Source organism: Immundisolibacter sp. (assembly GCF_028696615.1).
Taxonomy (GTDB): Bacteria; Pseudomonadota; Gammaproteobacteria; order Immundisolibacterales; family Immundisolibacteraceae; genus Immundisolibacter.
Genome location: NZ_JAQVGQ010000054.1, coordinates 1 through 13,079, shown reverse-complemented (window position 1 = coordinate 13,079; position 13,079 = coordinate 1). Strand labels below are relative to the sequence as shown.

Below are 13,079 nucleotides of genomic sequence, written 5' to 3'. Positions count from 1 at the left end.
CCTGTCACCCAAGCTCAAGGAGTGTTCACCATGAAGTACGTTCCCGATTCCCTGAAGGCGGCCGCGCGGGCGGTCGGCCTGGCTGGCGTGTTCGGTGCCGGTCTGCTGGCCAGCGCCCAGGCCGCCGAGCTGATCGAGATCGACGGTTCCAGCACCGTCTACCCGATCACCGAGGCGGTGGCCGAGGAATTCCAGGCCAAATCCGGCGGCGCCATCCAGATCACGGTCGGCATCTCCGGCACCGGCGGCGGCTTCAAGCGCTTTTGCCGTGGCGAGACCGACATCTCGGATGCCTCGCGGCCGATCCTGCGCGACGAGATGGTCAATTGTTCGCAATCCGGCGTGAAGTACTACGAACTGCCGGTGGCGTATGACGCGCTCACCGTGGTGGTCAACAAGAACAACGACTTCGTCGACTACCTGACCATCGACGAGCTCAAGAAAATGTGGGAGCCGGCGGCGCAGGGCAAGATCACCAGCTGGAAGCAGATTCGCGATTCGTTCCCGGACATGCCGCTGCGGTTGGCCGGCCCGGGCGCCGATTCCGGCACCTTCGACTATTTCACCGAGGCGGTGGTCGGCAAGTCCAAGTCCTCGCGCGGCGACTACCAGGCGTCCGAGGACGACAACGTGATCGTGCAGTTCGTGTCGCGCGACAAGGGCGCGCTCGGCTACTTTGGCCTGGCCTACTATGAGGAAAACAAGGACAAGCTCAAGGCCGTGCCGATCAAGGCCAACGCCAGTGCGCCGGCGGTGATGCCGTCGGTGGAAGCGGCCAAAAACGGCACCTACGTGCCGCTGTCGCGGCCGATCTTCATCTACGTGAAGGAAAAGTCGCTGCAGCGTCCGGCGGTGCGCCAGTTCGTCGAGTTCTACCTCAAAGAAGGTGCCAGCCTGGCCAAGGAAGTGGGTTACATCGACCTGCCCGAGAGCGCCTACAAGCTGGCGCTCGATCACCTGAACGCCGGCAAGCTGGGTACACGCTTCGGCGGTACGCCGGAAGTGGGTTTGAGCGTGGAAGCGCTGCTGGCTCGCGAAGGCAAGCTCTGATCGCGTGATGTCGGCAGGACGCGGCCCCGCGTGACGGGGACGCGTCCTGCCGTCTTTGCAGGGGCCGCTCGACGAGCGCGCCCGCCGCGCCATCGCCATCGGGTAAAGTTCCCGCCCCTGTCGCCAGGGTTCAACGCCATGTCCACTTCTTCCGAACAGGTTCTGTCCGCGCCCTGCGTGGCGCTGCCCGGCACGCGTTTCGCGCACCGCATGCTGCGCCACTGGGGCGAACGCCTCATCGAAGGCGTGCTGTTTCTGGCCGCCTTCTCCGCCGTGGCGGTGACGGTGGCCATCGTCGCCATCCTGGTCTACGAGTCGGCGGCGTTTTTCGAGCACGTGTCGGTGATCGACTTTCTGACCGACACGCAGTGGACGATCATGTTCTCCGACAAGCACTTCGGCGTGCTGCCGCTGCTGGCCGGGACCGTGACCACCACCGCAGTGGCGCTGTTGGTGGCCGTGCCGGTGGGGACGGTTACGGCGATCTACCTGTCCGAGTTCGCCGGTTACCGCACGCGCGAGATCGTCAAGCCGACGCTGGAGCTACTGGCCGGCATCCCGACCGTGGTGTTCGGCTATTTCGCGCTGGTGATGGTGACGCCGGCGCTGCAGTGGTTCATGCCGGACCTGCCCGGCTTCAACATGCTGGGGCCAGGGCTGGTGATGGGCATCATGATCATCCCCTACGTGAGCTCGGTGGCCGAGGACGCCATGCGCGCGGTGCCCATGCACATGCGCGAGGGCTCCTATGCGATGGGAGCCACGCGCCTGCAGACGGCGCTCAAGGTGGTGGCGCCGGCCGCCACCTCGGGCATCGTCGCCGCCTACATTCTGGGCATCTCGCGCGCCGTCGGCGAGACCATGGTGGTGGCCGTGGCGGCCGGCCAGCAGCCGAACTTCACCTTCGACCCGCGCGAGTCGGGCGCCACCATAACCGCCTTCATCGTGCAGGTGGCACTCGGCGACCTGCCGCACGGCAGCCTCGAATATCAGAGCATTTTCGCCGTGGGCCTGGTGCTGGTGCTGCTGACGCTGGTGTTCAACGTGCTGGGTCACCTAGTACGCAAGCGCTTCCGGGAGGCCTACTGATGGTTCACGACCCGCAGGCCGTGCGTCGCCTGGTGGCGCACGCCAAATATTGGGACAAGGTGTTCGTCATCGTCGGTTTGCTGTGCCTGTTGGTCGGGGTGCTGACGCTGGCGCTGCTGCTGGCCGGCCTGATCCAGGACGGCGCCGGGCGCCTGAACTGGGATTTCTTCACTCATTTCCCCTCGCGGCGGGCCGAGCGTGCCGGCATCCTGAGCGCGCTGGTCGGCTCGACGCTGGTCATGCTGGTGACGGCGGTGGCGGCGATTCCGCTCGGCATTGCGGCCGGCGTGTATCTGGAGGAATACGCCAAAAAGAACTGGCTGACCGAGATCATCGAGGTCAATGTCACCAATCTGGCCGGCGTGCCCTCCATCATTTACGGGCTACTCGCCCTCAGCCTTTTCGTGTACGGCATGGGCTTCGGCCAGAGCATCCTGTCGGCCGGCCTCACGCTGGCGCTGCTGATCCTGCCGGTGATCATCGTCGCCACGCGCGAGGCGATCCGCGCCATTCCGGGCGCCATCCGCGAGGGCGCCTACGCGCTCGGCGCCACGCGTTGGCAGACGGTGCGCGACCACGTGGTGCCGTACTCGACCGGCGGCATCCTGACCGGCGTGATCATCGGTCTCGCCCGCGCCATCGGCGAGACGGCGCCGGTCATCACCATCGGCGCGCTCACCTTCATCGCTTTCCTGCCGCCGGCACCGGTCGGCAGCGAGTTCCCGTTCATTTCGTTCGAGTGGCTGCGCTCGCCGTTCACGGTGATGCCGATCCAGATGTTCAACTGGATGTCCCGCCCGCAGGCGGTGTTCCAGGAAAACGCCGCCGCCGCGGGCGTGGTGCTGGTGGTGATGACGCTGCTGATGAACGGGGCGGCCATCTGGCTGCGCCTGCGCTATCGGAAACGGATCAAGTGGTAATGGAGACGGTCATGGATATGTCGTCCGGCGCGGTCGGTGTGCAGGCGGGCGTCGTCATGCCGCCGCTGAAGGCCGAGGCACGCAATCTCAATTTTTTTTACGGCGACGTGCAGGCTCTCAAGGGCGTCACGCTGCCGGTGGCGGATCGACAGGTGACTGCCCTGATCGGCCCGTCCGGTTGCGGCAAATCGACCTTCCTGCGCTGCTTCAACCGCATGCACGACCTGTACGACGGCAGCCGTTACGAGGGCGAGATCGTATTCCACCCGGACGGGGTGAACATTCTCGACCGCTCGGTGGACCCGATCGAGGTGCGCATGCGCATCGGCATGGTGTTCCAGAAGCCCAATCCGTTCCCGAAGTCGATTTTCGAGAACGTCGCCTACGGCCTGCGGGTGCGTGGTGAACGCAGCCGGCGTGCCATCGCCGAGAAGGTCGAAGCGGCGCTGCGCGACGCGTCGCTGTGGGACGAGGTGAGCGACCGCCTGGACGACATGGCCTTCAACCTGTCGGGCGGTCAGCAGCAGCGTCTGTGTATCGCCCGTGCGCTGGCGACCGAGCCGGAATTGATGCTGTTCGACGAGCCGACCTCGGCGCTGGACCCGATCGCCACCGCCAACATCGAGGAGCTGATCCACCGCCTGAAGGACAAGGTGACCATCCTCATCGTCACGCATAACATGCAGCAGGCGGCCCGCGTGTCGGATTACACGGCCTTCATGTATTTGGGCGAACTGGTGGAGTTTGGCGACACCAACGTCATCTTCACCAATCCCAAGTCCAAGCGGACCGAGGACTACATCACCGGCCGTTACGGCTGAACGCGGGGGTACTGGTATGACATTGGGCAAGGACGACATCGCTCACCACATCTCGCAGCAGTACAACCAGGACCTAGAAAACCTGCGCAGCCACGTGCTGCACATGGGCGGCGTGGTGGAGCGGCAGATCGCGGACGCCATCACGGCCCTCGAGGAGGGCAACACCCAGCTGGCGGCGACGGTGGTCGGCGGCGACCTGCAGGTCAACGCGCTCGAGCTGAACCTGGACGAGGAATGCAGCCGCATCCTGGCGCGCCGCCAGCCGGCGGCGGGTGATCTGCGCCTGATCTTCGCCGTCATCAAGACCGTGACGGACCTGGAGCGTATCGGCGACCAGGCCGAGCGCGTGGCGCGCACGGTGCTCGAGCTGGCCAATCTCGAACCCGGCCGCTCCCGCCCGCCGCTGCGCAACATGGGCGAGCTGGCGCGCCGGCTGCTCAACAAGTCACTCGATGCCTTCGCCCGCATGGACGTGACCGCGGCGCTGGAAGTCGAGCGCGAGGACCTGGCGGTCGATCAGGAATACGAGGCGATCCTGCGCCAGCTGGTCACCTACATGATGGAGGACCCGCGCACCATCACCTGGGCGCTGAACCTGGTATGGGCGGCGCGGGCGCTGGAGCGCATCGGCGATCATTCCAAAAATATCGCCGAGTACGTGATTTACCTGGTGCAGGGCAAGGACGTGCGCCACGTCAGCATCGAGGAGCGCGAGCGCCAGGTGCAGCAGGCCGCCGCCGGACAGTCACCGACGTCCTGAAAGCGCGCCGGGCCGGGCTCAGCAGGCCGTTGAAAAAGGGCTTTCCTGCCCTTTTTCAACTCGGCTCGTCGCGGCACATGTCCGCAACGAGCCTGCGCCAATCAAGCGCTTGACGCGCTTGATTGGCGGGCAAGCCATCCCTGGCTTGCCCTTGACAGGCCGTTGAAAAAAATTTTTCAACGGCCTGTCAAGGGCGGCGGTAGGCGTCCTTGAGCTCGGCGTAGTGCGCGGCAGACTGCACGAAAAACGCCATCTCCTCGGGCCGCAGCTCGCGCACCGGTTTGGCCGGGCGGCCGGCCCAAAGCCAGCCGCCGTACAGCTCCTTGCCGGGCGACACCAGAGAGCCCGCGGCCAGCAGCACGCCGTGGTGCAGCACCGCGCCATCCATCACCAGCGAGTCCATGCCGATCAGGCAGCGGTCCTCGATGGTGCAGCCGTGCAAAATCACCTGGTGGCCGACCGTCACGTCGGCGCCGATGCTGAGCGGATCGCCGGCCGGCTTGTCCGGCGTCGGCTGGTTCACGTGCAGGATGCAGCCATCCTGGATATTGGTACGCGCGCCGATGCGGATGCGGTTCACGTCCCCGCGCAGCACCGAGCACGGCCACACCGAAACATCTTCGGCGAGCTCCACCTGGCCGATCACCACCGCCGCCTCGTCCACGAAGGCGCGCGCGCCGAGTTGCGGCGTGTGGCCGCCGAAACTGCGAAGACTCATGGTCACCTCATCAGGACCAGCTCTTCGCTGGCGGTCGGGTGGATGGCGACGGTGTCGTCGAGGTCGCGCTTGCGCGCGCCCATCTTCACCGCCACGGCAAAGCCCTGCGTCATCTCATCGGCCCCGCGGCCGACCACGTGGATACCGACCACGCGCTCGTCCGGCCCCACGCACACCAGCTTGGCGACGGTCTGCGGCTTGCGATTGCCGAGCGCGTAGTACATGTCCGTGAAGCGCGTGCTGTACACGCGCACCGCCTCGCCGTGTCGGTCGCGCGCCTGCGCTTCGGTGAGGCCGACGCTGCCGACCGGCGGGTGCGCGAACACCACCGACGGGATGTCGTCGTAATCGAGGCGTCGCCCGGCCTGGCCGCCGAACAGCCGGTCGGCCAGCCGCCGCCCGGCGGCGATCGCCACCGGCGTCAGTGGCACGCGCCCGGTGATGTCGCCCACGGCGTGGATGCCCGGCACGTTGGTGTCCTGAAAGGCATCGACCGGAATGTAGCCGTCGGGGTCGGTGGCGACGCCGGCGGCGTCCAGCGCGAGGCCGTCACTGCACGGCCGGCGACCGACGGCCCAGATGACGCAGTCGAAGCCGCCCACGGCGCGGCCGTCGCCGGCGAGCACGGCGGTGCCGTCGTCGCGATGTTCCAGCGCGGCCGGCACGAAGCCGCGTTCGAGCGCGACGCCGGCGGCTTCCAGATGGCCGGTGACGGCCTCCTGCACCAGCGCATCGAAGCCGCGCAGCACCGTCTGGCCGCGGATGGCGAGCGTCACGTCACTGCCGAGCGCCCGCAGCACGCCGGCCAGCTCCACCGCGATGTAACCCGCGCCGATCACCGCCACCCGGCGTGGCTGCACGGTGAGTGCGAAAAAGCCGTCGCTGTCGATGCCCAGTTCGGCGCCCGGCAGGTCCGGGATGCTCGGCCGGCCGCCGGCAGCGATCAGGATGTGCCGGGCGCGGTAGGTAACGTCGCCCACCGTCACGGCATCCGGACCGGCGAAGCGCGCGTGCCCGCGCAGCAGCGTGACGCCGGACTCGTCCAGCATGCGGGCATAGATGCCGTTCAGGCGTTCGACGTAGGCGTTGCGCGCCGCCACCAGCCGCTGCCAGTCGAAGCGCAGCTCGCCCAGCTCGAAGCCGTAATCGGCCGCGTGATGCAGCGTCTCGGCGACGCCGGCGGCGTTCCACATCACCTTTTTGGGCACGCAGCCCACGTTGACGCAGGTACCGCCCAGGCGGGCGGCTTCCACCACCGCCACCCGCGCGCCGTACTGCGCCGCCCGGCGGGCGGACGCGATGCCGCCGCTGCCGCCGCCAATCACCAGATAGTCGAACGTGCCGCTCACCAGACCACTCCGGGCGCGCCGCCGAGCTTGGGCAGCAGAGCACGAAAATAGCCGGCCGCCGCCAGCAGCCGGCTGCCCGGCCAGCAGAACATTTCGCCGTCCACCGGCACGATGCGCGCCTGCGGCAACGCCGCCGACAGTTCCGCGCCATGCGCGGGCTTGAACGGATACGGTTCGGACGACAGCAAAATCAGGTCCGGCGCCGCGGCGGCGAGATCCGCGGCCGTCAGCAGCGGGTAGCGCGGCCGGTCGCCGAACACGTTGAGCAGCCCCAGGCGCTGCAGCAGGTCGTCGATGAAGGTGCCGCCGCCGGCCGCCATCCATGGCTGGCGCCAGATCAGGTACGCGCAGCGCCGGCCCTCGAGGCGTGGCAAGTCGGCGAACGCGCTTTCGATGTCGGCGGCGATACGCGCGGCACGCGCCTCGGCGCCGAGCGCGAAGCCGACCGCGCGCGTCATGGCGAGCGCCTGCGGCAGGCTGTTGACGTCGGTGACGTACACCGGCGCGAAGGCGCCGATGGTGGCGATGTCCAGGGCGCGGTTCTCCTCGCGGTTGGCCAGCACGAGATCCGGCTCGAGTGCGCGGATGCGGTCGATGTCCGGGGTCTTGGTGCCACCGATGTGGCAGCGCCCGCTGCGCGCTTCTTGCGGATGCACGCAGAACTTGGTGACGCCCACCAGCCGCTCGCCCGCGCCCAGATCGAACAGCAGCTCGGTCTGCGAGGGCACCAGCGAGACGATGCGCTGCGGCGGGGCATCGAGCAGCAACTCGTTGCCGAGCGCATCACGCACGCGGCGCGGCCAGGGGCGCGGCGCCCGGTCGGCCAGGCGCCGAGCGGCCTGCAGCAGGATGCCGAGCCGCTGCCCGTCGTCGGCGGCCGGCCAGGCGGCGATGTCGTCGAGCTGCCGCCCGCAGCCCGAGCAGGCGTCGGCGGCTACCTCGCAGGCGCCGATGCAGGCGCTGCTGACCTCATGAGGCTTCATCGAGCCGCTCCAGTATGGTGACGAATTCGCCCAGGATCATGCCCGTGGCGCCCCAGATGCGCGTGCCGGGCAGGGCGAAGTACGGCACCCGCACGCGCCCGAACTGCTCGAAGCGCACCACCTCGAAGCCGCGAAAGCGCGGATCGAGCAGGCGCGCCAGCGGCGCCTCGATGAGTGCCGCCACCTCGCGCGGGCAGGGCTGAAAATCCGGCCGCGTCGCCGCCGCGGCGACGAACGGATACACCAGGTGGTTGCTGGCGCGCACGTACAGCGGCGACAGCGCGCCGAGCAGCGCCAGCGGCGCCGGATCGACGCCGAGTTCCTCGTGGGTTTCGCGCAGCGCCGTGCGCAGCAGCGTCTCGTCGCCTTCGCGGCGACCGCCGGGCAGCGCCACCTGGCCGCTGTGCGGGCCGCTGTCATCGGGCCGGCGGATCAGTGCCAGCTGCGTGAGCCCGGCCTGATCGGGATACAGCAACACCAGCACCGCCGCCTCGCGGTGCTGCGCCGGGATCGCCTCCCAGCGGTCGTCCATGCTGCCGCGATAAGGCGTGGGCGCCATACGCGTCTGGCCGGCGCGGCCCGGCAGCGGGCCGGACAGCGCCGCGGCGAGCCGTTTGGGCAGCGAGCTGGCAGGCAGTGGGTTGCGGCTGATCATGGCCAAGGCGGGCGGGAAAAGAACCCTTATCGTTATATTGTGAGTGACTGTCAATGCCGTGGCCGCGCATTGCCGGGGCCGCGACCGCGGCGTAGATTGCCCGGCCGGGCACCGACGCCCCGGTGAAGACCTTCCAAGGAGACATTCATGCGTTTGCCGCTACAGATCACCGCCCGCGACATCGAACTGACCGAAGCCATCGAGACGGCGGTGCGCAAGAAGGCCGAAAAACTCGATCAGTTCAGTGACCGCATCATGGCCTGCCGGGTGGTGATCGAGTGCCCACACAAGCACCATCACAAGGGCGTGCTGTACAACGTGCACATCGATCTGACCGTGCCCGGCGCCGAGCTGGTGGTCAAGCGTGAGCCGAACGAGGATTTGTACGTGGCGTTGCGCGACGCGTTCGATGCGGCGGCCCGCCAACTGCGCGAACACATGGATCGCCAAAACGATCATCACGGTCGTAACGGCGTTGCCGTGGAATGAAGCCGTTCCGGGGTTTGCGATGGGCCGTCAGGCCGCGCCGCGCAGGGCGGCGATGACCGGTGCCGTGGCGGGGCGCACGCCCCGCCACAGCCAGAACGCCTCGGCGGCCTGCTCGACCAGCATGCCGAGGCCGTCGTGGCAGGCGCGGGCACCGGCGGCCCGCGCCAGGGCCAAAAACGCCGCCGCGGCGGCGCCGTAGACGAGGTCATAGGCCAGCGTATGCGGGCCGAACGCTGCCGCCGGCACGGCGGGCGCCTGCCCGCCAAGACCAGCGGCGGTAGCGTTCAGCACCAGGTCGAACGCCTCACCGGGCGCCTCGAGGGGCGCGGTACGGATCGGTCCTTGTCCTGCAAAACGCGCGGCGAGCGTCGCGGCGCGGGCGGCCGTGCGATTGGCGAGCACCAGTTCCGCCACCCCGGCGGCGAGCAGCGGGCCGATCACGCCGGCGGCGGCGCCACCGGCGCCGAGCAGCAGCACGCGCCGGTCGCGCAGCTCGACGCCGAGGTTTTGCGTCAGATCGCGCAGCAGGCCGATGCCGTCGGTGTTGAAGCCACTCAAGCCGCCGTCCGGCTCCACGCGCAGGGTGTTGACGGCCTGCGCCTGCCGGGCGAGCTCATCGCAGCGGTCGGCGAGGCGAAACGCCTCTTCTTTGAACGGCACGGTGACGTTGCCGCCGCGCCCGCCATCCGCAATGAAGGCACGCAGCGTGGCGGCAAAGCCGTCCAGCGGCGCCTCGATGGCCTGGTAGGTCAGTGCCTGCCCGGTCTGGGCGGCAAAGGCGGTGTGGATCTGCGGCGACAGGCTGTGCCGGACCGGGTGACCGAACACCGCGTAGCGGTCCATGTCAGCCCTGCAGATAACGGGCGGCGTCGAGCGCGAAGTAGGTCAGGATGCCGTCGGCGCCGGCGCGGCGAAACGCGATCAGGGTTTCCAGCACCACGGCGCGTTCGTCGAGCCAGCCGTTGTGCGCGGCGGCCTTGAGCATGGCGTACTCGCCGCTGACCTGATACACGAAGGTCGGCACCGCAAAGCGCTCCTTCACCCGCCGCACGATGTCCAGGTACGGCAGGCCGGGCTTGATCATCACCATGTCGGCGCCTTCGGCCAGATCGAGCGCCACCTCGTGCAGCGCCTCGTCGCCGTTGCCGCAGTCCATCTGGTAGCTGTGTTTGCCGGCACCGCCCAAATTGGCGGCCGAGCCGACGGCATCGCGAAACGGCCCGTAGAAGGCCGAGGCGTACTTGGCCGAGTAGGCGAGGATGGCGGTGTTGACCAGATTCTCGCGTTCGAGCGCCTTGCGGATGGCGCCGATGCGCCCGTCCATCATGTCCGACGGCGCCACCACGTCGGCGCCGGCGCGCGCCTGGCAGATGGCCTGACGCACCAGGGCGGCTACGGTGGCGTCGTTTTGCACGTAGCCGCTCGCATCGAGCAGGCCGTCCTGGCCGTGCGAGGTGTAGGGGTCGAGCGCCACGTCGGTGATGACGCCAAGCTGCGGCAGAGCGGACTTGAGCGCCTGCACGGCGCGCGGCACCAGGCCGTCGGGGTTCCACGCCTCGGCGGCGGTGTCGGACTTGCGCGCCGGCTCGATGACCGGGAACAGCGCCAGCGCCGGGATGCCGAGCCCGGCGGCCTCGCGTGCGCGCTCGACGAGCAGGTCGATCGACAGCCGCTCGACGCCCGGCATGGAGGCCACCGGTTCGCGCCGGCCGACGCTATCCAGCACGAACACGGGGTAGATGAAATCGCCTGGCGTGAGCGTGGTTTCGCGTACCAGCTCGCGCAAAAAGCCGTGCCGGCGCAGGCGGCGCAGGCGGCTGCCGGGAAAGCTGCGGGCGGTCATGGGCGGTCAGTCCAGCGCGTCGACGATGCCGCGCAGCGCCGCGAAAATGGCCTCCACCGGCTGTTCACCCGCAACGGTGTGCAGCAGGCCGCGCGAGCGGTAATAGTCGATCAGCGGGGCGGTTTCGGCCTGGTAGGTGGCCAGGCGCTGCGCCACGGTGGCCTCGTTGTCGTCGCTGCGCTGATAGGTCTCGCCGCCGCACACGTCGCACACACCGTCCCGCTTGGAGGGCGCGGTGTACACGTTATAGATGGCGCCGCAGTCGCGGCAGGTGCGCCGCCCGGCGATGCGGCGCTTGAGTTCCTCGGCGCTGACGTCGATCAGGATCGCCGCCTGCAGCGGCAGGTGCAGGCGATCGAGCAGCGCGCCGAGCGCTTCGGCCTGGGCGAGGTTGCGCGGGAAGCCGTCCAGGATGAAATCGCGCAAACCCTGCGGACCGTCAAGGCGTTCCTCGATCAGCCCCAGCACGATGTCGTCCGACACCAGTTTGCCGGCGTCCATGGCCGCCTTGGCGCGCTGACCGATGGGGCTGCCGGCCTTGACCGCCGCGCGCAGCAGGTCGCCGGTGGACAACTGGGTGACGCCGTAGGTTTGCACCAGCTGTTTGGCCTGGGTGCCCTTGCCGGAACCGGGGGCGCCGAGCATGACGACTCGCATGACTGGAAATCCTTGAGGAGATGAAAAAACGCCCGCGCCGGGCGCTGTTCGGCAGCGCGCCAGCCGTGGCCGGGTGCGCGCGAAACCTAAGCCATCGTCGATGGGGCGTCAAACCGCTGCCGAGAAACATGGTCACAATGGCGTCCATCGTCAATCCGGAGGCCAAAAGCGATGAAGCGCAATGCCGTCTATGCCCAGTCCGGCGGGGTCACCGCCGTCATCAATGCCAGTGCCGCCGCCGTCATCGAGGCGGTGCGCCTGAACCGCGCCATGATCGGCGCCCTGTATGCCGCGCGCAACGGCATCATCGGCGCCCTGACCGAGGATTTGCTCGACACCACGCCGCTGTCGGCGCCGGACGTCAGCGCGCTGCGTCACACGCCGGGCGGGGTGTTCGGTTCCTGCCGCTACAAGCTGCCCGATCCGGTCAAGGACGATCGTCATTACCGGCGCCTGCTGGAGGTGTTCGACGCGCACCAGGTGGGTTATTTCTTCTACAACGGCGGTAACGATTCCATGGATACGGCCCTCAAGCTGGCGCGGTACGCGCAGCAGGCCGGCTATCCGCTGCAGGTGATCGGCATCCCCAAGACGGTGGACAATGACCTGCCGGTCACCGACTGCTGCCCGGGTTTCGGCTCGGTGGCCAAGTACGTCGCCGTTTCCATCCGCGAGGCGACGCTCGATCTGGCCGCCATGGCATCCACCTCGACGCAGGTGTTCGTGTTCGAGGTCATGGGCCGGCACGCCGGCTGGATCGCCGCCGCCGGCGGTCTGGCTTTCGGCAGCCCGCCGGACACGCCGCTGCTGATCCTGTTCCCGGAAGTGCCGTTCGACGCTGAGCGGTTTTTGGCTCGCGTATCCGACACCGTGGCGCGCTTCGGTTATTGCTCGGTGGTGGTGTCGGAAGGCGTTCGTGATGCCGAAGGGACGTTCTTGGCCGACGCCGGCACGGTGGACGCCTTCGGTCATCGCCAGCTCGGCGGCGCCGGCCTGCAGGTGGCGCAGCAGGTGCGCGGCAGGCTCGGCCTGAAGACGCACTGGGCGGTGGCCGACTACCTGCAGCGTTCCGCCCGCCATCTGGCCAGCGCCACCGATCTCGCCCAGGCCTATGCGCTCGGCCGCGAGGCGGTGTTGCTGGCGCTGGCCGGACAAAGCGGCGTGGCGCCGGTGATCGCGCGTCTGGCCGACGCGCCTTATCGCTGGGAGGTGGCGAGCGCGCCGCTCGAGGCGCTGGCCAACGTCGAGCGCCATCTGCCGGCCGACTTCATCAGCGCCGACGGTTTTGGCATCAGTGAGGCGGCGCGGCGGTATCTGGCGCCGCTGATCGTGGGCGAGGCCTACCCGCCGTATCGCGACGGTTTGCCGCACTACGTGCAGGTCCAGGCCGCGCCGGTGCCGCGGCGACTGGCGCAGTCGTTTGCGCTGTGATCGAATGCCGGCGCGCTTACGCGCGCCTAAGGATGCGCTGATTTATTCAGCGCATCCCGTCCGATGCAGGACGCCCCGGCGTGAATCAAGGGCATAAGCCCTTGATTCACGGAGCGCAGCACGGGCATGTACCGTGCTGCAGAGAGCTGAAAAATTCCAGGGAGGGAATTTTTCGGCATTTCCCTAAGGATGCGCTGATTTATTCAGCGCATCCCGCCCGGGGCAGGAAGCTCCGGCCTGAATCGAGGGCGCAAGCCCTTGATTCAGGGAGCGCCGCGCGGGCGTGTACCGCGCGGCGGCGAGCTGAAAAATTC

At 68.4% G+C, this 13,079-nt stretch carries 14 protein-coding genes; 7 read left to right on the top strand and 7 right to left on the bottom strand.

All coding sequences use genetic code 11. The features are described from left to right. Positions 1-30 precede the first annotated feature (30 nt). The 5 genes from PHC73_RS05490 to phoU all read left to right on the top strand — a co-directional run bounded on the left by PHC73_RS05490 (position 31) and on the right by phoU (position 4,640). Positions 31-1,050 carry a PstS family phosphate ABC transporter substrate-binding protein gene (locus PHC73_RS05490; protein ID WP_366949809.1) on the top strand — a complete coding sequence of 340 codons (1,020 nt, stop codon included), beginning with the start codon at positions 31-33 and terminating at the stop codon, positions 1,048-1,050. A 210-nt stretch (positions 1,051-1,260) separates the two neighbouring features. After that, complete coding sequence (gene pstC / locus PHC73_RS05485) at positions 1,261-2,139, top strand: phosphate ABC transporter permease subunit PstC (protein ID WP_366949808.1); 879 nt, start codon at positions 1,261-1,263, stop codon at positions 2,137-2,139. Then, a complete protein-coding gene (pstA, locus tag PHC73_RS05480; RefSeq protein ID WP_366949807.1) occupies positions 2,136-3,059 on the top strand; it encodes a phosphate ABC transporter permease PstA in 924 nt (307 codons plus the stop codon). Before pstC ends, pstA begins: the two co-directional genes overlap by 4 nt. Positions 3,060-3,070: 11 nt before the next feature. After that, a complete protein-coding gene (gene pstB / locus PHC73_RS05475; RefSeq protein WP_366949806.1) occupies positions 3,071-3,880 on the top strand; it encodes a phosphate ABC transporter ATP-binding protein PstB in 810 nt (269 codons plus the stop codon). Between the two features lie 16 nt (positions 3,881-3,896). Then, entirely contained in the window at positions 3,897-4,640 is a 744-nt protein-coding gene (phoU, locus tag PHC73_RS05470; RefSeq protein ID WP_300125423.1) for a phosphate signaling complex protein PhoU, read from the top strand. 187 nt (positions 4,641-4,827) lie between these two features. On the opposite strand, the gene PHC73_RS05465 is transcribed toward phoU, so the two are convergent. Genes PHC73_RS05465 through PHC73_RS05450 form a run of 4 tightly spaced genes read right to left on the bottom strand, consistent with a single transcriptional unit; the run spans position 4,828 to position 8,345 of the window. Continuing rightward, positions 4,828-5,358 (bottom strand): gamma carbonic anhydrase family protein, encoded by a 531-nt coding sequence (locus tag PHC73_RS05465; RefSeq protein WP_300125421.1) that lies wholly within the window; start codon positions 5,356-5,358, stop codon positions 4,828-4,830. Between the two features lie 2 nt (positions 5,359-5,360). Next, on the bottom strand, positions 5,361-6,707 hold the full coding sequence (gor, locus tag PHC73_RS05460) for a glutathione-disulfide reductase (RefSeq protein WP_300125418.1): 1,347 nt from the start codon (positions 6,705-6,707) through the stop codon (positions 5,361-5,363). Continuing rightward, the gene (locus tag PHC73_RS05455; protein WP_300125416.1) at positions 6,704-7,690 is read right to left on the bottom strand and encodes a helical backbone metal receptor; all 987 of its coding nucleotides are present in this window, start codon (positions 7,688-7,690) and stop codon (positions 6,704-6,706) included. The genes gor and PHC73_RS05455 overlap by 4 nt, the downstream gene beginning before the upstream one ends. Further along, positions 7,677-8,345 (bottom strand): CoA pyrophosphatase, encoded by a 669-nt coding sequence (locus tag PHC73_RS05450; RefSeq protein ID WP_300125412.1) that lies wholly within the window; start codon positions 8,343-8,345, stop codon positions 7,677-7,679. The genes PHC73_RS05455 and PHC73_RS05450 overlap by 14 nt, the downstream gene beginning before the upstream one ends. A gap of 147 nt (positions 8,346-8,492) precedes the next feature. Between PHC73_RS05450 and raiA the strand changes: the two genes are divergently transcribed. Continuing rightward, positions 8,493-8,834 (top strand): ribosome-associated translation inhibitor RaiA, encoded by a 342-nt coding sequence (raiA, locus tag PHC73_RS05445; RefSeq protein WP_300125409.1) that lies wholly within the window; start codon positions 8,493-8,495, stop codon positions 8,832-8,834. Between the two features lie 27 nt (positions 8,835-8,861). On the opposite strand, the gene aroE is transcribed toward raiA, so the two are convergent. From aroE to PHC73_RS05430, 3 genes are read right to left on the bottom strand one after another with little or no spacing between them, the layout of a single operon-like run. Next, positions 8,862-9,677: a shikimate dehydrogenase gene (gene aroE / locus PHC73_RS05440; RefSeq protein ID WP_300125406.1), complete on the bottom strand. Its 816-nt coding sequence runs from the start codon at positions 9,675-9,677 to the stop codon at positions 8,862-8,864. 1 nt (position 9,678) lies between these two features. Continuing rightward, on the bottom strand, positions 9,679-10,677 hold the full coding sequence (gene hemB / locus PHC73_RS05435; RefSeq protein ID WP_300125404.1) for a porphobilinogen synthase: 999 nt from the start codon (positions 10,675-10,677) through the stop codon (positions 9,679-9,681). 6 nt (positions 10,678-10,683) lie between these two features. Beyond that, positions 10,684-11,334: an adenylate kinase gene (locus tag PHC73_RS05430; RefSeq protein WP_300125403.1), complete on the bottom strand. Its 651-nt coding sequence runs from the start codon at positions 11,332-11,334 to the stop codon at positions 10,684-10,686. A gap of 171 nt (positions 11,335-11,505) precedes the next feature. Between PHC73_RS05430 and PHC73_RS05425 the strand changes: the two genes are divergently transcribed. Continuing rightward, entirely contained in the window at positions 11,506-12,765 is a 1,260-nt protein-coding gene (locus PHC73_RS05425) for a 6-phosphofructokinase (protein ID WP_300125401.1), read from the top strand. Positions 12,766-13,079: the final 314 nt, after the last annotated feature.

Bases quoted from the DNA above. Each gene is read 5' to 3' on its own strand.
- PHC73_RS05490 (WP_366949809.1), top strand. From the start codon at position 31: ATGAAGTACGTTCCCGATTCCCTGAAGGCGGCCGCGCGGGCGGTCGGC.
- pstC (WP_366949808.1), top strand. From the start codon at position 1,261: ATGCTGCGCCACTGGGGCGAACGCCTCATCGAAGGCGTGCTGTTTCTG.
- pstB (WP_366949806.1), top strand. From the start codon at position 3,071: ATGGATATGTCGTCCGGCGCGGTCGGTGTGCAGGCGGGCGTCGTCATG.
- phoU (WP_300125423.1), top strand. From the start codon at position 3,897: ATGACATTGGGCAAGGACGACATCGCTCACCACATCTCGCAGCAGTAC.
- PHC73_RS05465 (WP_300125421.1), bottom strand. From the start codon at position 5,358: ATGAGTCTTCGCAGTTTCGGCGGCCACACGCCGCAACTCGGCGCGCGC.
- PHC73_RS05455 (WP_300125416.1), bottom strand. From the start codon at position 7,690: ATGAAGCCTCATGAGGTCAGCAGCGCCTGCATCGGCGCCTGCGAGGTA.
- PHC73_RS05450 (WP_300125412.1), bottom strand. From the start codon at position 8,345: ATGATCAGCCGCAACCCACTGCCTGCCAGCTCGCTGCCCAAACGGCTC.
- raiA (WP_300125409.1), top strand. From the start codon at position 8,493: ATGCGTTTGCCGCTACAGATCACCGCCCGCGACATCGAACTGACCGAA.
- aroE (WP_300125406.1), bottom strand. From the start codon at position 9,677: ATGGACCGCTACGCGGTGTTCGGTCACCCGGTCCGGCACAGCCTGTCG.
- hemB (WP_300125404.1), bottom strand. From the start codon at position 10,677: ATGACCGCCCGCAGCTTTCCCGGCAGCCGCCTGCGCCGCCTGCGCCGG.
- PHC73_RS05430 (WP_300125403.1), bottom strand. From the start codon at position 11,334: ATGCGAGTCGTCATGCTCGGCGCCCCCGGTTCCGGCAAGGGCACCCAG.
- PHC73_RS05425 (WP_300125401.1), top strand. From the start codon at position 11,506: ATGAAGCGCAATGCCGTCTATGCCCAGTCCGGCGGGGTCACCGCCGTC.